This is a genomic window from Rhodococcus sp. no. 34 (genome assembly GCF_054589475.1).
In genome coordinates this window covers 211,681-233,247 of record NZ_BAAILK010000046.1, presented here as the reverse complement: position 1 = coordinate 233,247, position 21,567 = coordinate 211,681, and the positions used below count along the sequence as shown (strand labels likewise).

The 21,567-nt window shown below is 63.8% G+C and carries 20 protein-coding genes; 8 read left to right on the top strand and 12 right to left on the bottom strand.

What is annotated here, in order from left to right; translation table 11 throughout:
- Positions 1-78 precede the first annotated feature (78 nt).
- A complete protein-coding gene (locus ACYP01_RS22210) occupies positions 79-420 on the bottom strand; it encodes a metallopeptidase family protein (RefSeq protein ID WP_003944783.1) in 342 nt (113 codons plus the stop codon).
- A 77-nt stretch (positions 421-497) separates the two neighbouring features.
- Between ACYP01_RS22210 and ACYP01_RS22205 the strand changes: the two genes are divergently transcribed.
- Together ACYP01_RS22205 and ACYP01_RS22200 are read left to right on the top strand one after the other, a co-directional pair.
- Positions 498-989, top strand: a complete 492-nt coding sequence (locus ACYP01_RS22205) for a hypothetical protein (protein WP_003944993.1) — start codon at positions 498-500, stop codon at positions 987-989.
- 181 nt (positions 990-1,170) lie between these two features.
- Positions 1,171-2,937: an enoyl-CoA hydratase-related protein gene (locus ACYP01_RS22200; protein WP_459682475.1), complete on the top strand. Its 1,767-nt coding sequence runs from the start codon at positions 1,171-1,173 to the stop codon at positions 2,935-2,937.
- Here the strand turns inward: ACYP01_RS22200 and ACYP01_RS22195 are convergent.
- Positions 2,927-3,718 carry a hypothetical protein gene (locus tag ACYP01_RS22195; RefSeq protein ID WP_003944913.1) on the bottom strand — a complete coding sequence of 264 codons (792 nt, stop codon included), beginning with the start codon at positions 3,716-3,718 and terminating at the stop codon, positions 2,927-2,929. The genes ACYP01_RS22200 and ACYP01_RS22195 overlap by 11 nt on opposite strands.
- A gap of 67 nt (positions 3,719-3,785) precedes the next feature.
- Here ACYP01_RS22195 and ACYP01_RS22190 point away from each other — a divergent pair, with 67 nt between their 5' ends.
- The 3 genes from ACYP01_RS22190 to ACYP01_RS22180 are packed head-to-tail and all read left to right on the top strand — an operon-like array spanning position 3,786 to position 6,370.
- Entirely contained in the window at positions 3,786-4,613 is an 828-nt protein-coding gene (locus tag ACYP01_RS22190; protein WP_003944813.1) for a DUF3097 domain-containing protein, read from the top strand.
- Positions 4,614-4,655: 42 nt separating this feature from the next.
- Positions 4,656-5,087, top strand: coding sequence for an NfeD family protein (locus tag ACYP01_RS22185; RefSeq protein ID WP_003944877.1), 432 nt, complete (start codon positions 4,656-4,658; stop codon positions 5,085-5,087).
- Positions 5,087-6,370, top strand: coding sequence for an SPFH domain-containing protein (locus ACYP01_RS22180; RefSeq protein ID WP_003944935.1), 1,284 nt, complete (start codon positions 5,087-5,089; stop codon positions 6,368-6,370). Before ACYP01_RS22185 ends, ACYP01_RS22180 begins: the two co-directional genes overlap by 1 nt.
- A gap of 43 nt (positions 6,371-6,413) precedes the next feature.
- Here ACYP01_RS22180 and ACYP01_RS22175 read toward each other — a convergent pair whose 3' ends face one another.
- From ACYP01_RS22175 to ACYP01_RS22165, 3 genes are read right to left on the bottom strand one after another with little or no spacing between them, the layout of a single operon-like run.
- Positions 6,414-6,947: a hypothetical protein gene (locus ACYP01_RS22175; protein ID WP_003944797.1), complete on the bottom strand. Its 534-nt coding sequence runs from the start codon at positions 6,945-6,947 to the stop codon at positions 6,414-6,416.
- A 55-nt stretch (positions 6,948-7,002) separates the two neighbouring features.
- Complete coding sequence (locus ACYP01_RS22170; protein ID WP_003944858.1) at positions 7,003-7,599, bottom strand: hypothetical protein; 597 nt, start codon at positions 7,597-7,599, stop codon at positions 7,003-7,005.
- A 31-nt stretch (positions 7,600-7,630) separates the two neighbouring features.
- Positions 7,631-8,338 (bottom strand): TVP38/TMEM64 family protein, encoded by a 708-nt coding sequence (locus tag ACYP01_RS22165; protein ID WP_459683045.1) that lies wholly within the window; start codon positions 8,336-8,338, stop codon positions 7,631-7,633.
- Positions 8,339-8,761: 423 nt separating this feature from the next.
- On the opposite strand from ACYP01_RS22165, the gene mutA reads away from it, so the two are divergent.
- The 3 genes from mutA to meaB are packed head-to-tail and all read left to right on the top strand — an operon-like array spanning position 8,762 to position 13,916.
- Complete coding sequence (mutA, locus tag ACYP01_RS22160) at positions 8,762-10,657, top strand: methylmalonyl-CoA mutase small subunit (RefSeq protein WP_447000534.1); 1,896 nt, start codon at positions 8,762-8,764, stop codon at positions 10,655-10,657.
- Positions 10,654-12,906, top strand: a complete 2,253-nt coding sequence (gene scpA / locus ACYP01_RS22155) for a methylmalonyl-CoA mutase (RefSeq protein ID WP_003944912.1) — start codon at positions 10,654-10,656, stop codon at positions 12,904-12,906. The genes mutA and scpA overlap by 4 nt, the downstream gene beginning before the upstream one ends.
- 17 nt (positions 12,907-12,923) lie before the next feature.
- Positions 12,924-13,916 carry a methylmalonyl Co-A mutase-associated GTPase MeaB gene (gene meaB, locus ACYP01_RS22150; RefSeq protein ID WP_003945003.1) on the top strand — a complete coding sequence of 331 codons (993 nt, stop codon included), beginning with the start codon at positions 12,924-12,926 and terminating at the stop codon, positions 13,914-13,916.
- Between the two features lie 62 nt (positions 13,917-13,978).
- Here meaB and ACYP01_RS22145 read toward each other — a convergent pair whose 3' ends face one another.
- The 7 genes from ACYP01_RS22145 to ACYP01_RS22115 form a co-directional block, all read right to left on the bottom strand.
- A complete protein-coding gene (locus tag ACYP01_RS22145) occupies positions 13,979-14,926 on the bottom strand; it encodes a sulfite exporter TauE/SafE family protein (protein WP_459682469.1) in 948 nt (315 codons plus the stop codon).
- A 230-nt stretch (positions 14,927-15,156) separates the two neighbouring features.
- A complete protein-coding gene (locus ACYP01_RS22140) occupies positions 15,157-16,191 on the bottom strand; it encodes a nucleoside hydrolase (protein WP_003945017.1) in 1,035 nt (344 codons plus the stop codon).
- Complete coding sequence (locus ACYP01_RS22135; RefSeq protein WP_007727816.1) at positions 16,184-16,660, bottom strand: OsmC family protein; 477 nt, start codon at positions 16,658-16,660, stop codon at positions 16,184-16,186. Before ACYP01_RS22135 ends, ACYP01_RS22140 begins: the two co-directional genes overlap by 8 nt.
- 31 nt (positions 16,661-16,691) lie before the next feature.
- Complete coding sequence (locus tag ACYP01_RS22130; RefSeq protein WP_459682466.1) at positions 16,692-18,005, bottom strand: CoA transferase; 1,314 nt, start codon at positions 18,003-18,005, stop codon at positions 16,692-16,694.
- 18 nt (positions 18,006-18,023) lie between these two features.
- Positions 18,024-18,902 carry a 3-methyladenine DNA glycosylase gene (locus ACYP01_RS22125; protein WP_459682464.1) on the bottom strand — a complete coding sequence of 293 codons (879 nt, stop codon included), beginning with the start codon at positions 18,900-18,902 and terminating at the stop codon, positions 18,024-18,026.
- Between the two features lie 3 nt (positions 18,903-18,905).
- Complete coding sequence (locus ACYP01_RS22120; RefSeq protein WP_003944826.1) at positions 18,906-19,994, bottom strand: hemolysin family protein; 1,089 nt, start codon at positions 19,992-19,994, stop codon at positions 18,906-18,908.
- Complete coding sequence (locus ACYP01_RS22115) at positions 19,987-21,369, bottom strand: hemolysin family protein (RefSeq protein ID WP_459682462.1); 1,383 nt, start codon at positions 21,367-21,369, stop codon at positions 19,987-19,989. The genes ACYP01_RS22120 and ACYP01_RS22115 overlap by 8 nt, the downstream gene beginning before the upstream one ends.
- Positions 21,370-21,567 lie beyond the last annotated feature (198 nt).

The following is a 21,567-nucleotide window of genomic DNA, read 5'->3' as shown; positions in this document are numbered from 1 at the left end:
CGGGCTTGGTACAGCTGACATGACAATTCGCCGATTATCAACCTCTAGCTGATTTCCGACTTGTAGATGAGTCGGTTGTCACCATCCGAGTTCACGCAACCGGGGATCTCCGATCCCGAAGTGGTGGCCGATTTCGTGGATCACTGTTCGGCGAACTTGCTCGATCACCTCGTCTTCGGTGCTGCAGATCGCACAGATGGCCCTGCGGTAGATCGTGATGCGGTCGGGAAGGACGCCGGCGTACGTGGTGGTTCTCTTGGTCAGTGGGATGCCCTGATACAGCCCGAGTAGCCCCGGTCGTCCACCTTCGAGTTGAACGGTCACTGCGACATTGGCCATCTCCGCACCCAATTTCGGTGGCAGGCTGTCGAGCGCCCGCTTGACCATGTCCTCGAACTGGCTGTCGTCCACGTCGATCATCTGCCCATTGTGCGTGCGGGGGCGTGACCCGGGTGTGTCCATGTGGAAACAGTGCAGCTTACGGCTATGTTCATTGCGTGGCCGAAGACCTCTATCACCGTTACGAATTCACATTCATCGTTCAGATGCTGACAGTCTCGCAAGAGCAGGCGATCGAAGAGAGCTTGGGCGGAAGGGTCGAGGACCGGCGCGGGCTGCAGCTGCTGACGCTCACCTCGGAAGGTATGCGAGCGGCGACAACGGCTATCACCGTGGTGGACCAGTTGGTGGCTGCAGGCGTGCGTCCCCAGCGGACACATCCCGATCTGGTGTCACGTCAGGACATTGCCGACCGCGCGGGGGTGACGCGGCAAGCTGTCGGGCAGTGGGTGCGAGGGGTCCGGCAGGCGGCTACGCCTTTCCCGATTCCGTACAACTCGGTTGCCGGGGGGATCTGGTTCTGGGGCGACGTCCTGGATTGGTTGCGCCGTCAGGGGTACAGCCAGGACACCGGTTTGCGCTACCCGACGCTGGATGAACATATTCGCATCGACCGCCATATCGCGATCAATCACAAGACTGTGGGTTGATCGATCAAACGGTTTGCTTGAAAATAGCTATTGAAACAAACCGACGGTAGGTATAAAGTCCCTAAATACCTCAATCAATCTATCGGTGCGTCGGTCCTGCTCTGGGGGGAGTTCGGTCTGCGCTGCAGATACCCGAGCATGCGAGCAGGAATCCATGGTTTCGACCCCCGAAGTTAGACCGATGCCCAAATCGGCCGCACTCACGACTTCTGTGGCTATTTCCAGCGCTGGAGCAACGACGAAGCTACGCACAGATACAACGGGCAGGGGCCGTCTGCGAGCGGCTACGGCGGCGCTGTTCCGGCGCTCACGCCCACGCACGACTTCCGCGCCACCGTTGAGCGTGCTTCTTCTCGTCACCTCCGACAACGGTCTCTCGCAGCGGGCCGGTCTTGTTCTTCGCGAGGCGGGGCACCAAGTTCGTACAGCCGTCGTCGCCGACGCGGACGCAGTGCTGGCCGCGACGTCTGCGGGAGATTTTGATCTCATCATCTGCCCGTTTCTGAAAGCCTATGTCCCGGAATCTGTTTGGCAGCGGTGGACGACGATCATCATCCATCCCGGCCCGCCCGGCGATCGCGGACCGTCGTCGCTGGACTGGGCGATAACGGATGGCGAACCGATCTGGGGCGTGACCGCTTTGCAGGCCGCCGAGGAACTGGATGCCGGGCCGGTGTGGGCGTGGCGGACGTTCGAACTCCGGAACGGGGCAACCAAATCCTCGGTATACAACGAGGAAGTCACCGACGCGGCGATGGAGTGCATTGGAGAGGTCGTCGAACATTTCCGTACTCCTGACTTCCAGCCGATCCCATCGGACCGAGTTGCGCGGCCCGTGGCTTCGACCCGATCGCGGCCGAGCATGAAACAGGCCGATCGCGTTTTCAGCTGGGAGGAAGACGCGTCGCGTATCGTCCGCGCCGTCAACGCCGCCGACGGGTTTCCCGGCGTCGCCGTTCAGTTGGGGCTCGACCGGGTCTACGTCTACGACGCTCACCTCGATACCCACGTCGATGCAGCGCCCGGCACCATCGTCGAGTACTTCCACCAGGCAATACGTGTTGCCACCGGTGCGGGCTCCGTTTGGATCGGACATGCGCGGCTCGTCGGCGCCGGCAATGTCAAACTTCCGTCGACCGCGGTCGTACGTCCGGACGTGTTCGTTCCACAGGTCTGGGAGAGTCGTTACCCCGAGACCGACTATCACCGCGACGGCGAAATCGGATATCTCTCGTTCCGCTTCTACAACGGTGCGATGAGTACGAAGCAATGCGCGCGACTGGCCGCCAGGCTCCGCTGGGCGATCGCGCAGGACACCAAGATCCTTGTCCTGACGGGTGACTACGACAGATTCAGCAACGGTATCCACCTCAACGTCATCGAGGCCGCGTCGGATCAAGCCGGGGAAGCGTGGGGCAACATCAAGGCCATCAACGAGATCGCGAAAGCGATCGTCACCTGTACGGAACAGGTTGTGGTGGCGGCATTCACAGGCAACGCCGGTGCCGGCGGGGTCATGCTCCCCCTTGGAGCCGACGTAGTCGTGGCCAGGGACGGTGTGGTTCTCAATCCTCATTACGCCACGATGGGCCTGTTCGGCTCGGAACTGCACACGTACACACTTCCGGCTCGGGTCGGCGAGGAGCAGGCCCGCAGTCTGCTGGCCGAGTGCAGTGCGATAGGCATCCGTCGAGCCTTGGACATCGGACTTGTCGACGCGATCGGCCCCAGGCGGCCGGATCTGTTCGAGGCGTGGTTGCGCGAGGTCGCCACCGACTTGCTCGAAGGAGATCGGCTGGAATCGATGCTGGAGCGCAAACGTCTTCGACTGGAACGTGATCCGGTGGAGCCCTACGAGGAGCGTGAGCTCGAAGAGATGAAGATCGACATGTTCGGTGACCGCAACGGGTTTGCCGAGAAACGCCGGAACTTCGTGCTCAAGCTCTGATCGACACGCTGTTCGCCGACGCGACACGGGCAGTGCGAACGACGTCCCACAGTCGTCGCAGCAGGTCGTCACGCCTCTGCGCAGTGGACACGCTCGGGGCCTGATTGGTCGAGACCGACGCAGCGACGGTAAGAATGGCTGCCACGTTGTCGGCGGTGTCGATCACCTGTAGATGCCGAGGTGACAGTGTCGACGGCCAGCGGTACCCGGCCTGGGCCTGCAGCGCTTCGGCGACCAGCGTACGAGCGTCGCCCCCAGGCATTCCGGTGGCTACGGTCGGAAGCCCGCCGAGCACCTCCGCTGCGTCCCGAACAGCCTGGCGCAGTTCGTATTCGGCTTCACGGAGTCCGATCGATTCGGCGCTGCCCGCCACGGTGGGAATGGAGAAAACCGTCCACCGCAAGACGTCCGGACCTTCCTTCGACGGCACGAGGCCGACTCCCGGCTTCCCGACGGAGCCGATCTGTATCCCTTCACCCGTTGCGATCGCAGCGCGCGCGAACTCGGTGCCTGTGGGCAGGCCACGTACATCGCCGGCCGTGGGAAGGACCAGGCGGACTTCAGCAGCCTCCGAGCGTGCGATTCTGAGCAGGGTGGACACACCCGAAGCCGTGACTCCCGGCCACTCGAGATCGTGACGGACCGCGGTTTCCGCATCGGCGGCGCCGATCAGGTGCATCGGCGCCCACGCGGCAAGGGCGTCGATGACGTCGTCGGGCGCAGCGTCGCCGGCGAGCCATGACGCTGCCCACACGGTGAGGGTTGCGCTGGGAGAACTCATGACCGTGAAGTTTAGTTCGGCGTGGCGACATGCGCGGCCCCGGCGTTGTGACCTAGCGTGATCCGGCGTGAGCGGTGGCAACGGATACGGTGACATTTTTGCGGGTCATACCCGCAAACAGAAGCGCGTGACGCCTGAAGTGGCGGCCGAACGTGATCTTGTCGTCGAGGATGCGGCGACAGGATTCTGCGGTGCGGTAGTCGGTTTCGAGCGCACGTACGACGGCGATTTCGTGCGACTCGAGGACGGGCGCTCCCGGACGCGGTTGTTCGCGATGCGCGAGGCGGCCTTCCTCATCGACGGCTCTCCGGTCACCCTCGTACGCCCGGCCCCCAAGCCCGCGTCCACCAAACCCGCACGGTCGGCTTCGGGTTCGACGCGAGTCGAAGGCTTACGCGCCCGCACGGCACTGCCCAGCCGGATCTGGGTGGAGGGAGTACACGATGCTGCCCTCGTCGAGCGGGTGTGGGGTCACGATCTTCGCGTCGAAGGTGTTGTCGTCGAACATCTCGAAGGACTCGACAATCTGGGGGAGCGGCTTGCCGAATTCGGGCCTGGTCCCGGCCGCCGCGTCGGGGTCCTGGTCGACCACCTGGTCACCGGTTCCAAGGAAACCCAACTGACTCAGGGCCTCGGCCCGAACGTGTTGGTGACCGGACATCCGTACATCGACGTGTGGGAGGCCGTTCGTCCCAAATCTGTCGGAATCGCCTCCTGGCCGAAGATTCCACGCGGCGAGGATTGGAAGACGGGAATCTGCCGCGAACTGGGCTGGGGGACACCTCAGGAGGGCTGGCGGCGGGTCTACAACTCAGTCGAGAGCTTCCGCGATCTGGAAGCTCCCTTGATCGGTGCAGTCGAACAACTTGTCGATTTCGTTACCGAGCCGAACTGACGTAGCGGCGGCCTGGGTCACACATTCTGGTTAGATGGTGTTGTGGCTGCACTTATTTGGCTGATCGGAGCACTGGTGCTCGCCGGGGCCGAAGCGCTGGTGGGGGATTTCTTCCTGCTGATGCTCGCCGGTGGGGCGCTCGCTACTGCCGGTGTCAGTGCTGTCACCGACTTCCCGGTGTGGGTCGACGCCGTCATGTTCGGAGTGTTCTCCGCCGCCCTCGTCCTGGGCGTGCGACCGATCATGTTGCGTCGCTTCGGTAGTCCGCCGCCGACCCCGACCGGAATACAGGCACTCGAAGGTAAGCACGCTCTGGTTCTGGAAGAAGTGGGCGAGCATTCCGGGCAGGTCAAGTTGGACGGCGAGGTGTGGACTGCCAGGCCGTACGACACCACCGAGGTGTACCCGCCGGGCACCAAGGTGACGGTGATGGAAATCAACGGCGCAACAGCAGTCGTCTGGAGGGGACCTTAATGGCAGCACTCATAGTGCTCGGTGTGTTGGTGCTATTCGTGATCTTGGTGGTCGCGAAGTCGGTAGCACTGGTACCGCAGGCAGAAGCCGCGGTGATCGAGCGGCTCGGTAGGTATTCGAAGACGGTGTCCGGGCAGCTCACGTTCTTGATCCCGTTCGCCGATCGTGTGCGCGCCAAGGTGGATCTTCGTGAGCGGGTGGTCTCCTTCCCACCGCAACCGGTGATCACCCAGGACAACCTGACACTGTCCATCGACACGGTGGTGTACTTCCAGGTCACCAATCCGCAAGCTGCGGTGTACGAGATCAGCAACTACATCGCTGCCGTCGAGCAGTTGACAACCACGACGCTGCGAAACGTCGTCGGCGGAATGACCCTCGAAGAGACGCTGACCTCGCGTGATTCCATCAACGGTCAGCTTCGTGGTGTCCTCGACGAGGCGACCGGCCGCTGGGGCCTGCGAGTGGCCCGCGTCGAACTCAAGAGCATCGATCCTCCGCCCTCCATCCAGGAGTCGATGGAAAAGCAGATGAAGGCGGACCGCGAGAAGCGCGCGATGATTCTGACGGCTGAAGGCCACCGCGAATCCGCTATCAAGACAGCCGAGGGCGCCAAGCAGAGCCAGATTCTTTCCGCCGAGGGCAACAAGCAGGCCTCGATCCTCAACGCCGAGGGTGAGCGTCAGTCCCAGATTCTTCGGGCCCAAGGTGACCGCGCGGCCAAGTACTTGCAGGCCCAAGGCGAGGCCAAGGCCATCGAGAAGGTTTTTGCTGCTATCAAGTCCGGTAAGCCGACTCCGGAATTGCTTGCATACCAGTATCTTCAGACGTTGCCGCAGATGGCGCAAGGCGATGCGAACAAGGTGTGGCTCGTGCCCAGCGACTTCGGTGACGCACTGAAGGGATTTGCGAAAACGCTTGGCGCGCAGGGGCAGGACGGTGTCTTCCGGTACGAGCCGCCGGCCGCCGAAGAGAATCTTCCCAACCCTGAGGACGATTCAGCTGAGGTCGCGGAGTGGTTCGAAACGAAATCCGATCCGGCTATCGCAGAAGCAGTCCGTGCTGCTGAAGTTGCTGCACGTACTCCCGTCGAAGATCCGGCAGCTGCGGTCAGGCACCTCCGTGAAAGTGCGCCCGAGCAGCCCGGATTCGTAGATCCCGCGCTGCCGCAGCAGAGTGAAAATCCTTGGCCCGGTCAGCTACCGCTGCCGTCCGAACGCGAAGAATTCCAGCAGAAGTACCCCTACCAGGATCAGCCGCCGGAGGGCGGCCAGCGCCGGTAGGCGCCTCTCGTAGCGAACATTGATCGGGACGGGCACTCATCACCTACGTGATGAGTGCCCGTCCCGTTCCGCATACGGCGATCGCCCAGAGGACACTGACGAAGGTTCCCATGATGAACTGCTCGGACGCATGAGGTTCGCGAAGTTCCGGGTACCGCGCGAGCCCTTTGACTGCCAAGACGATCGCGATGCCTTCCGGCCAGGTTGCGAGAATCGATGCCGCCACCGCAAGCCGTTCGAGGATGCCGATCACACGTCCGCCCCGAAGAGGTCCGGCGTCCGGTGCCGGGCTCCCGTCCGGTTGGCGACGAGCGATCTTGAAGGTGGCAAGTACCAACGGTGCACCGGCCGTGGCCGCGGCAAGTACGCACAGGACAAGCGTCGCCCCGAGAGCGAAACCGGTGACCGGGGTCGTTCGGGTGGATGCCAGTGCGGCAACACCCAGCGCCGGAAGAGCCACCACGGACGACGCCCATTCGGGGACTTCCAGTCGACCACGACTGAGCGGTCCCAGTGCCGCTGCAACTGCTGGTGCCGCGGCGGCGACGGCGAGCGCGATCAACGCCAGAACGACCATGTATTCGAGCCCCCTGCTGTGTCGACGAGTTTGTACCGGTGCGAGCGTGAGCAGTCTAGGGCTGGAGTCTGACCAAAAGTCGTTCTGCGAGTCTGCGCCCGGCGAGTTCTGCGTGCCACCCGGCTGTCAGGAGTCGCTTGGACATGGCCTGTTTGGTGATTCCGAGGTGGGCCGCCGCGCTGACCTGAGTGAGTCCACTGTCCATCAGGGCGATGGCTTCGCGTCCGTCCTTCGTCTGTCTCGTGACGATCGTTCCGAGCAAGGTGAACGCGGCATCGACATCTGCGGCGAGTTCGTCGCGTGAGCTATCCGCCGGCGCCTGTTCGACGGCAATTCTGGCCGGAGCTCGCTTGGCTCGCTCGACGGCGATCCGAGCAGCTTCGAATGCCGGTCCGCGTCCGGCCCGGGTCTGCCGTGGGAGAGGCTGCTCGACGGGACCGATCCCGATCCCGACACTCCAGTGCTCGCGCCGAATCAGCTCGAGTGCGACGAGGACGAGTAGCGCCGGATCGTCGGTCACCGCTTGAATCTCGTCGCCCGCTGTGCGCTCGAACGGCCGCAGGAGCCTGCGATCGGCCATGTCGTCGATGATGTCCCCGACGCGGTCGACATCGCGTCGGCTACCTCGCTGATCCACTGTCAGTACGAACATTAGTCAATGCTAGATAGTTGACTTTCATTAGTCAATCGTTTTGGGTTGACTCAATCAAATCAACCGCTTGAGGTTGACCGTTGTCAACGATGGTTTCGCCCGGTGAAGGCTGACGGCGAGCGTCGAACACCAGACCGGCGATGCCGATCGCAATGCAGATCCCGGACAGAATCAGGAGACGAGGATCGGCTTCGCCGGAGAGCGCATCGCCCAGAACGACAATCCCAACAGTGCCGGGCAAGATGCCGACGACGGTGGCAAGGATGTAGGGCACGATCCGGATCGACGAAATGCCGCAGCAGTAGTTCACCACCGAGAACGGGACGAACGCGATCAAGCGCAGAGAGCCGACGGCCAGCCACCCCCGCTTTTCGATCCGCTCGTCCACCCGCCGGATCGTCGGACTCGAAATCCGTTGCCACACGACGTCGCGGCCGATGGCGCGGACCAGGTAGAGGGCCAGAACGGCGCTCACAGTCGTTGCCGCCACGGTAAGAGCGATGCCGGTCACCGAGCCGAAAAGAACCCCCGCGCTGAGCGTGAAGACGGTGCGCGGGAACGGCGCGACGGTGACTATCGAATGAACCAGGAAGAACACGAGGGGAAACGCCGGGCCAACCGAGTCCGCCCACTCTCGCACCTGGGACACCGTGGGATGTGGGGCGAGGAGGGCTGCGAGGAACAGAGCGAGCACTACCAGGACTATTGCGATCAATCTTCGGTCCAGCAGGCGTCCCATCACAGGTCACAAGGCTACCTGCGAACGGTGAACCGGGCCGACTGCCGACCCGCAATCGTGAGTCGAACATCGCCACGGGGGCGGGAAAGCGACGTGCTCCAGGCGACAATGAAACGGCGCTGTGACGAAAACCACTAGGCTTTCGGAGTGGCCTTCACCTGCAGTCCCGGCCAGTGAAACGAACTCGCGGGTAACCCGTAAACATGCTGAACAATCGCTAGGTAAGGGCCGGTCACACGTGCACGAACGACCGAATCTGCACGTCGTCTGACCGGTCGGAAAGTGGCCGCGAACAGCCCTGTGAAGAACATGACGTGATCCTCACGATATCTGGGCTCAACCGCGGGTTAGCATCACAGAACTAACGAACAAATCCGATTATCGGTAAAGCGCTCACGCAAAAAATGAGAGGGAGCGGACACAGTGTCATTAGCTTCAGAAGCCGAGGCTGTCGAGCAGGCGTACGCGGAGTGGCAGCGCTCCGTAGCCGGTGTGCTCGCCAAGTCCCGCAGAGTCGACGCGGCAGAACTGGGCCCCGAGCCACAGAAACTGCTCGAAACCGTCACCTACGACGGTGTCACTGTCGCACCGCTCTACAGCCCACGCGACGAGCGTCCCGAGCAGAGCTTGCCGGGCACTTTTCCGTACGTGCGTGGCGTCGACGCTCACCGTGATGTCAATGCCGGTTGGTTGGTTTCCGCTGCTTTCGGAACCGCTTCGGCGGCCGAGACCAATCGCGCCATCCTGGACGCCCTCGAAAACGGAGTCAGCGCACTCTGGTTGAAGGTGGGCGCCGACGGCGTTCCGGTCACCGACCTCGCCGCTGCGCTCGAGGGCGTGCTTCTCGACCTCGCACCGCTCACGCTCGATGCAGGCGCAGCGACAAACGATGCAGCCCGAGCACTCTTCACTCTCCTCGATGCTCGCGGCGAAGCCGGCGACGGTGTCAGCGATCGCAGCAGTATCCGAGTTCACCTCGGTGCAGCGCCGCTGACCAGTTCGTTCTCCGGCGCAGCCGACGTCGAACTTGCAGGCGCAGTCGAGTTGGCCGCCCTCGCCGCAGCTCGTGCGGAAACCGTGCACGCGATCACCGTCGACGGCACGGCCTTTCACAACGCGGGTGCCGGGGATGCCGAAGAACTCGGAGCCGCAATCGCCGCCGGCCTCGAGTACCTCCGTGCACTCACCGCCCAGAGCGGCCTGACCATCGGTGCTGCGTTGTCGCAGTTGGCTTTCCGCTACGCGGCAACCGACGATCAGTTCCAGACCATCGCGAAGTTCCGCGCCGCACGTCTCGTATGGGCACGCATCGCCCAGGTCTGCGGAGCTTCCGATTTCGGTGGAGCGCCGCAGCACGCAGTCACCTCCGCCGCGATGATGGCTCAGCGTGATCCCTGGGTGAACATGCTGCGCACGACCCTCGCCGCATTCGGCGCCGGCGTCGGCGGAGCGGACGCGGTGACTGTTCTTCCGTTCGACGTCGCACTGGCCGACGGCACCCTCGGCGTCAGCAAGTCCTTCTCCTCGCGCATCGCGCGCAACACACAGCTGCTCCTGCTCGAGGAGTCGCACCTGGGCCGTGTCCTCGATCCGTCGGCCGGGTCTTGGTACGTCGAGGACCTGACACAGCAGATCGCCGCCACCGCGTGGGAGTTCTTCCAGGAAATCGAAGCAGCCGGAGGATATCTGGCGGCACTCGAAGCGGGAATCGTCTCCGGTCGCATCGCCGCTACCAAGGCCAAGCGCGACTCCGACATCGCACACCGCAAGACCACGGTCACCGGTGTCAACGAGTTCCCGAACCTCGGCGAAACGCCGCTGTCCGCCGAAGCCGTCGAGCCCGGCCAGTCCGTCGCCCGCTACGCAGCTGCATTCGAAGCGCTTCGTGACCGTTCGGACGCGTTCCTCGCCGCCGGCGGCGCCCGTCCCACTGCGCTTCTCGCGCCGCTGGGCTCGGTTGCAGAACACAACGTGCGCACCACGTTTGCGTCCAACCTGCTCGCTTCGGGTGGTATCGACGCAGTCAACCCCGGCCCGCTCGAGGTGGGCGCCGAAGCCATCTCCGCTGCAGTCAAGGCTTCCGGTGCCACCGTCGCCGTGCTGTGCGGCACGGACAAGCGCTACGGCGAGAGCGCCGCAGCAGCCGTCGCCGAACTTCGCGCCGCCGGCATCGCCAAGGTGCTGCTCGCAGGACCGGAAAAGGCAGTCGCCGACGCGACCGGCGATTCTCGCCCGGACGGATTCCTCACCGCCCGCATCGACGCAGTGTCGGCTCTGACCGAACTGCTCGACTTCATCGAGACGGGAAGCTCCAAGTGACGACACGAGAGGTCAAGCACGTGATCGGCAGTTTCGCCGAGGTCCCACTCGAGGACCCGCAGTCTCCGGCACCCACACCGCCGTCGGTCGAGCAGGCCCAGGCGCTCATCGAAGAGGGCGCCAACGCCAACAACTACGCCGCCGAGCAGGTTGTCTGGTCCACCCCGGAAGGCATCGACGTCAAGCCGGTGTACACCGGTGCGGACCGCACGGCCGCCGCCGAGTCGGGTTACCCGCTCGACAGCTTCCCGGGCGCAGCGCCGTTCCTGCGTGGTCCGTACCCGACCATGTACGTGAACCAGCCGTGGACCATTCGCCAGTACGCCGGATTCTCCACTGCCGCGGAGTCGAATGCGTTCTACCGTCGTAACCTCGCGGCCGGTCAGAAGGGTCTCTCGGTCGCCTTCGACCTCGCTACACACCGCGGCTACGACTCCGATCATCCTCGCGTTGCCGGTGACGTCGGAATGGCCGGTGTCGCAATCGATTCCATCCTCGACATGCGTCAGCTCTTCGACGGAATCGACCTCTCGCAGGTGTCGGTCTCGATGACGATGAACGGCGCCGTGCTGCCGATTCTCGCGCTGTACGTCGCTGCGGCAGGCGAGCAAGGTGTCACTCCGGACAAGCTGGCCGGAACGATCCAGAACGACATCCTCAAAGAGTTCATGGTTCGTAACACCTACATCTATCCGCCGAAGCCCTCGATGCGGATCATCTCGGACATCTTCGCGTACTCCAGCGCGGAAATGCCGAAGTACAACTCCATCTCCATCTCGGGCTACCACATCCAGGAAGCCGGAGCGACGGCCGATCTGGAACTGGCGTACACCCTCGCCGACGGCGTCGAGTACATCCGCGCCGGCCTCGACGCCGGTATGGACATCGACAAGTTCGCACCTCGCCTGTCCTTCTTCTGGGCAATCGGCATGAACTTCTTCATGGAGGTCGCCAAGCTCCGCGCCGGACGCCTCCTGTGGGCCGAGCTTGTCGCCAAGTTCGATCCCAAGAGCGCGAAGTCGCTCTCGCTGCGTACCCACTCGCAGACCTCCGGCTGGTCCCTGACCGCGCAGGACGTCTTCAACAACGTGCCGCGTACCTGCGTCGAAGCCATGGCTGCCACCCAGGGCCACACTCAGTCCTTGCACACCAACGCACTCGACGAAGCGATCGCATTGCCGACGGACTTCTCCGCCCGCATCGCCCGTAACACCCAGTTGCTGCTGCAGCAGGAATCCGGCACCGTGCGTCCCATCGACCCGTGGGGTGGCTCGTACTACGTCGAGTGGCTCACCAACGAACTCGCCAACCGGGCTCGTAAGCACATCGAAGAGGTCGAGGAAGCCGGCGGAATGGCTCAGGCCATCAACGAAGGCATCCCGAAGCTGCGCATCGAGGAGGCTGCCGCCCGCACCCAGGCACGCATCGACTCCGGTCGGCAGCCGCTCGTCGGCGTCAACAAGTACGTTCCCGACGAGGTCGACACCATCGAAGTTCTCAAGGTCGAGAACTCCAAGGTCCGCAAGGAACAGCTCGAGAAGCTGGTTCGTCTTCGCGCGGAACGTGATCCGGAAGCCGTCGAGGCCGCACTGGCGAACCTCACTCGCGCTGCCGCATCCACCGAAGGCGGCATGGAGAACAACCTCCTCGCCCTCGCTGTCGTCGCCGCCCGCGCGATGGCTACCGTCGGCGAGATTTCCGACGCCCTCGAAAAGGTGTACGGACGCCACCAGGCCGAGATCCGCACCATCAGTGGTGTGTACCGCGACGAGGCAGGAACGGTGAGCAACATCAGCAAGGCGATGGAACTGGTCGAGAAGTTCGCCGAGGACGAGGGACGTCGTCCCCGCATCCTCGTCGCGAAGATGGGCCAGGACGGTCACGACCGTGGCCAGAAGGTCATCTCCACGGCCTTCGCGGACATCGGATTCGACGTCGACGTCGGACCGCTGTTCCAGACCCCCGAAGAGGTCGCCAATCAGGCGGCCGACAACGACGTCCACGTAGTCGGTGTGTCGTCGTTGGCAGCCGGTCACCTCACCTTGGTGCCGGCGCTGCGGGAGGCTCTGGCTGCGGCCGGTCGTCCCGACATCATGATCGTCGTCGGCGGGGTCATTCCGCCCGGTGACTTCGACGAACTCTACGAGGCCGGCGCTGCTGCCATCTTCCCGCCCGGAACCGTCATCGCCGACGCTGCCAGCGGATTGTTGGAGAAGCTCTCCGCCCAACTGGGTCACGACAACAGCTGAGAAGGGGGTCACTGAAGATGGCACGTCAGCCCATCGACATTGATTCCCTCGCCGAGGCGGTGCGCGGAAATCAGCGTGCCGGCCTCGCTCGGGCGATCACCCTCGTCGAGTCCACTCGCGACGACCACCGGGCCCTCGCGCAGCAACTTCTACTGAAGTTGCTGCCGGAGGCCGGGGGAGCGCACCGGATCGGCATCACCGGCGTTCCCGGCGTCGGCAAGTCGACCTTCATCGACGCGCTCGGAATGTACTTGCTGGGCAAGGGACATCGGGTTGCGGTGTTGGCGGTCGATCCGTCGTCCACCCGCACCGGCGGCTCGATTCTCGGCGACAAGACACGCATGGCTCGGCTCACCGTCGAACCGAATGCGTACATCCGGCCGTCACCGACGTCCGGCACGCTCGGTGGTGTTGCCAAGGCAACCCGCGAGACCATCGTGCTTCTCGAAGCTGCCGGTTTCGACGTCATCCTGGTGGAAACGGTGGGTGTCGGCCAGTCCGAAGTCACTGTTGCCAACATGGTGGACTGCTTCACGTTCCTGACCCTCGCTCGTACCGGTGATCAGCTCCAGGGCATCAAGAAGGGTGTCCTCGAGCTCGCAGATCTGGTGGCGGTCAACAAGGCCGATGGCAAGCATGAGCGCGAGGCAAAGGGTGCTGCCCGCGAATTGGCCGGAGCGCTTCGCCTGATCTACCCGCACGACGCCATCTGGAAGCCGCCCGTCATCACGATGAGCGGCCTCGAAGGTGTCGGGCTGGACGAGTTCTGGGGAACTGTCACCAAACACCGTGAGGTGCTCACCGAAGCGGGACAGTTCGAGGAGAAGCGTCGCAAGCAACAGGTCGATTGGACCTGGACGATGGTCAACGATCAGCTGCTACGCAGGCTCTCGAGCAACGATCGGGTGCGTGCGATCCGGGCCGACGTCGAGCAGAGCGTGCGTGACGGTTCGCTGACAGCAGCGTTGGCGGCGGGGCGAATTCTCGACGCGTTCGACGGAAGCAACTAGCGCGGAAAGAACGAAATCCCGGGTATCCGAGCGCGGATACCCGGGATTTCTTCTGTGACGAGTTATCGTTCGCGTTTGACTGCAGGCTCGGTGAGTTCGGTCTCGACAGCGAGTTCGACTCCCGTGAAATCGCCTTCTGCCTCGGCCGGGGTGAGCGTGGACCGCTTCCACGCGTAGAACAGCAGCGCTGCCCACGCGCCGAGAATGGTCAGGTAACCGGCCACTGTGACCGCCCCGGCGATGTCGAAGGATTTGAACAGCTTCTGTGCGTTGGTCAACACGATGACGCCGCCCACCGCCGTTCCGAGCAAGGTTGCAGGTACGCGGCTGACCAGCCACGCCGCGAACGGGGCAGCGATGACACCGCCGAGCGCGAGACCGGCGACAACGAGGAGGTTTCCCGCCGACTCACGTCCCAATCCGACAAGGAATCCCAGCGACGCGGCTGACGCGACCAGAAACTCCGAGGCGCTGACCGAGCCGATCACGGTGCGCGGCGCGGTCTTTCCTCGTGAGAGCAGCGTGCTGGTGGTGATCGGACCCCAACCACCACCGCCGGATGCATCGATGAAACCACCGAACAGGCCGAGTGGGGACAGGAAACGTGCAGTGTGCGGGGTGGTACGAGCGTCCGCGACGGCCGGTGGGCGGACCGAAAAGCGTAGTGCCACATAGATACCGATGGCCAGCAGGATCGTCGCCGTGATGGGGACTGCCGCTTCGGTGGACAGACCCGAGAGCACAGTTGCGCCGATGAATGCACCGACTGCGCCGGGCACACCGAGCTTGGCGACGAGCTTCCAGTCGATGTTCTTGAACTTCCAATGCGACACACCCGAAGCGAGGGTGGTGCCGACCTCGGCCAGGTGAACAGCGGCGCTGGCCTGAGCCGGACCGAGGCCACCGATCATCAACAGAGTGGTTGCGGTGACACCGAAGGCCATACCGAGGGCGCCGTCGACGAGCTGGGCGCCGACGCCGACAAGGGTGAACAAAAGAAGGTTGAACATGAGAAGACAGACTCCGAGCGAAGAAGCGACAAAGTCAGGGGTGCAGGCAGCGAGAATCGCCGCTCAGCAACACGCCTGATCGAAGCATGCGCTACGACGAGTGGGCCAGAACGCCATCAATCCGAGCGCAAATGCCGGGGAGGCATCGTGGCTGGAAATCTGCACGTCAGGTCCTTTGTTCTCGTTCGTTGGTGTTCTGTCCATGCGAGCATAGCCGGTGCCCGGCTCGGTCAACCCACGACGCGGGCGTAATTTCCCACTCGGTGGACAAGTCGATCGAAGAATTCCGCCGGATCGGTTCTGACCGCGATATCCGCGTTGGGCTCACGCTGCCAGTGCCCGACCCAGTCCGCGACCGTCGTTCCGATCAGCAGTGGACTCTCGGTTTCGACATCTACCGTTGCCGGCTTCAGTGTCGCCAAGCTCGGATCGAGCGCGACGGCAGCAGCGAAGGGATCATGCATGTGAGCAAGAAATCCCTGGTCGTATTCACGATGGAATTCCATGTAGAACCGGATCGCGTCGGACATATGCCTGATCACGCTGTTGGACGCGGAACTGCGGACGTCGGGACCGTCGTCAGGCGAGATGATCTCTTCCGGGGTGCTGCCGGCAGCTTCGGCGAGCCGACGCACATGTTCGGGGAACATCTCGATGGATTCGGTGACGTTGAGGCCGCAGATGATCGGGCGCCGGTGCGCGGGTACGACGGAGAACGCGTCGAACACCTCCTTGGCGGCGTGCGGATCCACCGAGACGTTCCACTCCGCGGTCGGCGTCGTGTTGCCCGGATAGTTGAACGACCCACCCATCACGACCAGTCGCTTCAGCAGAGACGGCAGATCGGGTTCACGTCTGATCGCCAACGCCAGGTTGGTGAGCGGCCCCGTCACCAGCCCGGTGAGTTGTCCGGGGTACTCCCGGACGAGATCCACCCAGAGGTCGGTGGCGGTTCGGACCGAGCGCTTGCGACCCGAATCGGGGAGGACCGCATGGCCGATTCCTTGCGGACCGTGAGTCTCCTCGGTGGTGCGCAACGGTATGACCAATGGCTCGCGGGCGCCGAGTGCAACCTCGATGTCCGGGGCGCCGCAGAGCGCAAGCCAGTTCAAGTTGTTGGCCGCGACCTGTTCCACCGGAACGTTGCCGGCGGTGCTCGCAATCCCCAGTATCTCGGCTTCGGGGCTGGCAAGGAGATAGAGAAGCGCCAACGAGTCGTCGATGCCGGTGTCGACGTCGACGATGAGCTTGTGCATGTCACTCATCGGTGGCCACCAGGATCGTCGGGGAATGCAGGACGGGGAAGTTCACCGACCGAGCGATGAAGCACTTCGTGTGTGCGGGGCCGTGAAGCTCCTGGGCCTTCTCGACCATCGACGCCTCCGCGACCAACACCGTCGGATTCAACGTCACTTCGATGAACTGGCCGCCGCCATCGGATTCCTCGATCATGCTGCCGACCGGCTGATCGCTGTAGTCGAGTACGACGACCCCGGCGGCGGCTGCCAGCCCGAGGTACCAGAGCATGTGGCACTGGGCGAGGGAGGCGACGAGCAGTTCTTCGGGGTTCCATCGCTGCGCGTCACCGCGGAACGAGGGATCGGAGCTGCCGAGAAGTTCCGGCTTTCCGACCGCGGATATTGCATGATTGCGCGAATATCCCTGTGTGCTGGACGTTCCGGTTCCCAGATCGCCCGTCCACTGAAGGTCGAGTGTGTAGGTATGTGACTTCACAGGTCCATCTTGCCCTGAATGTGCCGGTCCCTCAGTGTGCCCACTCCGCGCGATCCGATCCCCACGGATGCGCCGGTTCGGGGTAGTCCTCGAACTCTGCCAGCGCGGGTCGTGCGGTGGTCACGTCGGCATGGTTGACGACAACATTCAGGCCGGGAGCCGTCGGCAGACCAGGATGGGCGTTTCGCCCGGGTGCGTCGAGAAGACGAGCGCCTGTGCTTGCCAGCGACACGTCGACGTCGCGGCCACGGCCGTCGTGCGAGCGCAGTGTCAACGCGTCGAGGATCCCCGCTGCCAGGAAGTATCCGGTCGAGTGGTCGAGTGCCTGCGCCGGAAGTGCGCCAGGGTCCTCACCGCCCTCGAGGAACGAAATGCCGGACGCGGCCTGCACGATGCTGTCGAAGCCGCGGCGATTCGCCCACGGACCTTCCCATCCCCATGCGCTGACGCGCCCGTGAATCAGGTGGGCGGGAAGATCCTGCCCGATGAGCGCTTCGAGTGCACCCGGCCGGTAGCCGGTGACCAGTACGTCTGCGGTTTCGAGGAGTTCTCGGAACGCTGTCGCTCCCGCCGAGGACTTCAGGTCTAGAAGCGCCGACCGCTTGCCCTGTCCACTGTCGAGGTGCTGCCATCCGATCTCGGGGATCGCCGGGGTATCGATCCGCAGAACGTCAGCGCCGACCAACGCCAGGGCACGCGTCGCGACCGGACCGGCGATGACGCGGGTCAGGTCGAGAACGCGTGGGCGCGTCGGATGCGTGCGGGGTTTTCCCTCGTCGCGTGCTCGGATGGATACCAGAGGCGCAGACCTCGCAGCTGCGCACTGCTCACTCAGGCGCCACTCGGTCTCGGTACGAACACGGACCGCGATGGCTCCGATCTCGGCGGTCTGCTGCTCGATCTCGATGGCGCTGAGTTCGGATATCCGTTGCGCCACTGCATCTTTGGGTGATCCATGATCGAGCTCGAGGACGGCGAGCAGGCGGTCGCGATGGTGCGGATAGTTGCCGTGCGTGCGGACCCAACCGTCGCGGGCGGCAAAGAACCCCGAGTGCTCGGAGAACCCGTTGATCGGCTCGCCGCCGATCCGGAACAGTCGATCGCTCGAGAAGGACGCGGCGATGCGCTCGGGATCGAGGCTCCAGTGTCCGTCGCCCGGGCCGGTTGACCGATGAATCGCCGAGGCGAACGCCGCGACTGAGCCGGCAGCGAGGTCGAACACCGGCAAGTGCGCCGCAAGGAAACCCGCCGAGTCCGGGCATTCGATGTGCCCGCGTCGGTCGTCGGTGTGCACCCCGACGTCACGCTGGTATTCGTCGAGATAGAACCCGTACCCGTGATCCATGCGACGCCTTTCGGCAGTTCAGTGGCCGAGAAGCTCCCGGCACTTCTCTGCCAGCGTATCGCGGAGCGGCGCAGCACGATCCGCCAACTGTTGTTGCTGACGCACGTATTCGGCGCGGCCCGCGGGAGTTTCGATACGAATGGGGGAGTACCCGTACTCGGCGAGGTCGTATGGGCTCGCGCGCATGTCGAGTTCACGGGCCAGGAGCGCGTGTTCGAAGCACCGCATCACCAGGTCGGAATCGACGAGTGGCAACAACTTGAAGCTCCACTTGTACAGGTCCATACCGGCGTGCAGGCAGCCCGGCTGTTCGTGATCGACCTGAGTTTCGCGTGCAAGCGGGAGCGAGTTCTTAGGGGCCGCGTCCGGAGTGAAGAACCGGAATGCGTCGTAGTGCGTGCATTTGAGTGGCAAGGATTCGACAACCGCGTCGGTACCCGCGAATCCGAGCCGCAACGGCACGGATTGGTGCCGGATCGCGTCCTCGCCGCCGCGATAGACCATCGCCCATTCGTGGAGGCCGAAGCAGCCCAGCACAGCGGGCCGCGCAGACGTCTGATTCAACAGATTCCACACGAATTCGACTGTGTGACGCCGACGCTCCAGCACTGAGTCGTCGACCGTTGCGGTACCCGAATCGTCGACGCGGTAGCCGGAGAAGGCTGCGTATTCGGCGGCGTTCTCGAGTGCGACTCCGTGCCCGGGGTGCCAGCGGCGCAGTTGGGCGGGTTTGAAGTTGTAGTACGTGAAGAGGAAGTCGTGCACCGGGTGAGAGATACCGGCGCTACGACGCGCTCGGTGCGGCTCGACGAGCTTCTCCACCTCCTCGAGGTGAAGTGCCCGCCGAGCCGTCCACTCGCTCTGCGCGAGTGCGAGTGAATGCACCGAACGTGTCATCGATCAGCTGTTTCTTTGTCCGGGAACAGCATCCGTGCCGCGGTGCGTGCCGTCGCGGACCGTTCCGACGTACTCCTCGAGGAGATCCTCGAGCGCGACGATACCGATCACCACTCCGTCAGCGTCCGTGACAGCGCCGAGGTGCGAGCTGGCCCGACGAAGGCCGGCCAACGCTTCGGCCAGCGGTGTGCTGAGCGGAACGATGGGCAGCGGCCGGATATCCGACGTCGGAACGACGGTGTCCGGTCCAGCGGCCTCGTCGAGCACCTCGTCGAGCACGTCCTTGAGGTGCACGTACCCAGCCAGCGATCCGTCGCTCGCTCGCACCGGGTAACGCGAGTATCCGGTCTCGATGACCGCACGCTCGATCTCACCCAGTGTTGTTCCCGACGGTGTGAGGGGAATGGTCCGCACCTTGTCGAGAGTGATCAGGACCTCGGAGACGGTCCGATCGGTCGATTCGAGTGCCTGCTTCAACCGCCGGTGTTCTTCGGCGTCGATCAGACCTTCGGATCGCGATTCACCGATCATCGCGGACAACTCCACCGCCGAGACCGTGACGTCGAGTTCGTCCTTGGGTTCGACGCGCAGGAGCTTGAGCACTCCGTTCGCGCACAGGTTGTAGAACGCGATGATCGGGCGAGCGATCTTGATGAACGCCAGATGCACGGGAACGAGCAGCATGGCCGTCTTCTCGGGGCCGGCCAACGCGATGTTCTTGGGCACCATCTCGCCGAGCAGGATGTGCAGCACGACGACGAGCGACAGCGCGATGGCAAACGAGATCGGGTGCAGCAATCCGTCGGGCAGGCCGACGGCTTCCATCGGCACCTCGAGGAGGTGCGCAATGGCGGGCTCGGCGACCTTACCGAGGAGGATGGAGCAGATCGTGATGCCCAGCTGAGCCGCCGCAAGCATGAGCGAGAGGTTCTCACCGGCCTTGATGACTGTGAGCGCCCGCTTCTTGCCTTGCGCGACCAGTGCTTCGAGGCGGTCACGTCGTGCGGAGATCAGTGCGAACTCCGCACCGACGAAGAATGCATTGCCGGCGAGCAGCACGACGGTGAGGAGTACACCGAAGAGGTTATTCATCGTCGGGCTCCTTCTTGCTGTCGTCTGCGGATTCGGGTTCGACGTAAGCGGGGACCGGCGTGATGGTCACCCGGTCGATACGGCGGCCGTCCATGCCGGTCACTCGTGCGATCCACTTTCCGCGCGAATCACCGGACGAGTCGACGTCGGGCAATTCCACCTCGTCACCCTCGTCGGGGATGCGGCCCAGTTCGGTGAGCACCAACCCACCGAGCGTGTCGTAGTCGCCTTCGGGAGCGGTGTACCCGGTAGCCGAAGTGACCTCGTCGATGCGCAGGAGACCGGAGCACGACCATCCGTCGCCGACGCGCTGCACGTCGAGTTCGGGTTCGTCGTGTTCGTCGCGCACATCGCCGACGATTTCCTCGATGAGGTCTTCCATCGTGACGATGCCGGCAGTTCCGCCGTACTCGTCGACGACGAGCGCAACCTGCATGCCGTCGGAGCGGATTCGCTCCATGACGGTGTCTCCGTCCAGGCTCGACGGCACGACGGGAACACGTTGAGCCAGACTGTCGACGCGCGTCGTGCGCCGACGTTCGGCCGGAACGGTGAACGCGTGCTTGATGTGTACGACGCCGACCGTGTCGTCGAGATCGCCGCGAACGACCGGGAAGCGCGAATAGCCGGTCCGCGACGCCGTCACGATCAGGTCTGCGACGGTGTCCGAGAGTTCCAGCGATTCGATCTTCACTCGCGGAGTCATCAGCTCTTCTGCCGTGCGGTCACCGAACTGCAGTGAACGGTCGACGAGCATCGCCGTGCCCTTGTCGATGGACCCGCGCTGCGCGGACGTCCGCACGAGGGACCCGAGTTCCTGCGGTGATCGCGCGGAGCGCAATTCCTCCGCGGGTTCGATGCCCAGGCGTCGCACGATCCAGTTGGCGGTTCCGTTGAGGCCGTTGATGGCCCACCGGAAGATCAGCGAGAACCCGGCTTGCAGGCCCGCAGTCGCGCGGGCGGTGGGCATCGGCTTGGAGATTGCGAGGTTCTTCGGTACGAGCTCACCGAAGATCATGGAGAACGAGGTCGCGATCACGAGCGCCAGGATCAAAGACGTTGTCGATGCAGCGGATTCACTGAGCCCGACGGCCTTCGTGACCGGTGTGATGAACCGTGCCAGGACCGGCTCGGCCAGGTAGCCGGTGATCAGGGTTGTGATCGTGATGCCCAGCTGAGCGCCGGAGAGCTGGAACGAAAGAGTCTTGTGCGCGTGTTGAACCTGCCGCGAGCGTCGGTCGCCGCCACGAGCAGCTTCGTCGACGGTGCTGCGTTCGAGCGCGGTCAGTGAGAATTCGGCCGCCACGAAGAGGGCGGTGCCTGCAGTCAGCGCGATGAAGCCGACCAGGCTGAGAATGGTGAAAACGATGTCCATGTGTCATCGCCACCTGAGATGTGCACGGGGGCCGCCGGGTTTGTCTCCCGGCTCGCTAGAGGAGCCCTCCGAACCGGCGGAATCAGAAGATTCCTCGGATAAAACGACGGGTGTAGCGCCGGGTAAGTGTGTGGGTGCCTCGGGCACCGGGTTCCTTTCGTCAGAGCCGAGTAGTTCTCGGCTGTAGCGGGCTCGGTC

Excerpts from the sequence above, each read along its gene's own strand:
- ACYP01_RS22210 (WP_003944783.1), bottom strand. The coding sequence starts at position 420 with ATGATCGACGTGGACGACAGCCAGTTCGAGGACATGGTCAAGCGGGCG.
- ACYP01_RS22200 (WP_459682475.1), top strand. The coding sequence starts at position 1,171 with ATGCCCAAATCGGCCGCACTCACGACTTCTGTGGCTATTTCCAGCGCT.
- ACYP01_RS22195 (WP_003944913.1), bottom strand. The coding sequence starts at position 3,718 with ATGAGTTCTCCCAGCGCAACCCTCACCGTGTGGGCAGCGTCATGGCTC.
- ACYP01_RS22180 (WP_003944935.1), top strand. The coding sequence starts at position 5,087 with ATGGCAGCACTCATAGTGCTCGGTGTGTTGGTGCTATTCGTGATCTTG.
- ACYP01_RS22175 (WP_003944797.1), bottom strand. The coding sequence starts at position 6,947 with ATGGTCGTTCTGGCGTTGATCGCGCTCGCCGTCGCCGCCGCGGCACCA.
- ACYP01_RS22170 (WP_003944858.1), bottom strand. The coding sequence starts at position 7,599 with ATGTTCGTACTGACAGTGGATCAGCGAGGTAGCCGACGCGATGTCGAC.
- ACYP01_RS22165 (WP_459683045.1), bottom strand. The coding sequence starts at position 8,338 with ATGGGACGCCTGCTGGACCGAAGATTGATCGCAATAGTCCTGGTAGTG.
- meaB (WP_003945003.1), top strand. The coding sequence starts at position 12,924 with ATGGCACGTCAGCCCATCGACATTGATTCCCTCGCCGAGGCGGTGCGC.
- ACYP01_RS22145 (WP_459682469.1), bottom strand. The coding sequence starts at position 14,926 with ATGTTCAACCTTCTTTTGTTCACCCTTGTCGGCGTCGGCGCCCAGCTC.
- ACYP01_RS22140 (WP_003945017.1), bottom strand. The coding sequence starts at position 16,191 with ATGAGTGACATGCACAAGCTCATCGTCGACGTCGACACCGGCATCGAC.
- ACYP01_RS22130 (WP_459682466.1), bottom strand. The coding sequence starts at position 18,005 with ATGGATCACGGGTACGGGTTCTATCTCGACGAATACCAGCGTGACGTC.
- ACYP01_RS22125 (WP_459682464.1), bottom strand. The coding sequence starts at position 18,902 with ATGACACGTTCGGTGCATTCACTCGCACTCGCGCAGAGCGAGTGGACG.
- ACYP01_RS22120 (WP_003944826.1), bottom strand. The coding sequence starts at position 19,994 with ATGAATAACCTCTTCGGTGTACTCCTCACCGTCGTGCTGCTCGCCGGC.
- ACYP01_RS22115 (WP_459682462.1), bottom strand. The coding sequence starts at position 21,369 with ATGGACATCGTTTTCACCATTCTCAGCCTGGTCGGCTTCATCGCGCTG.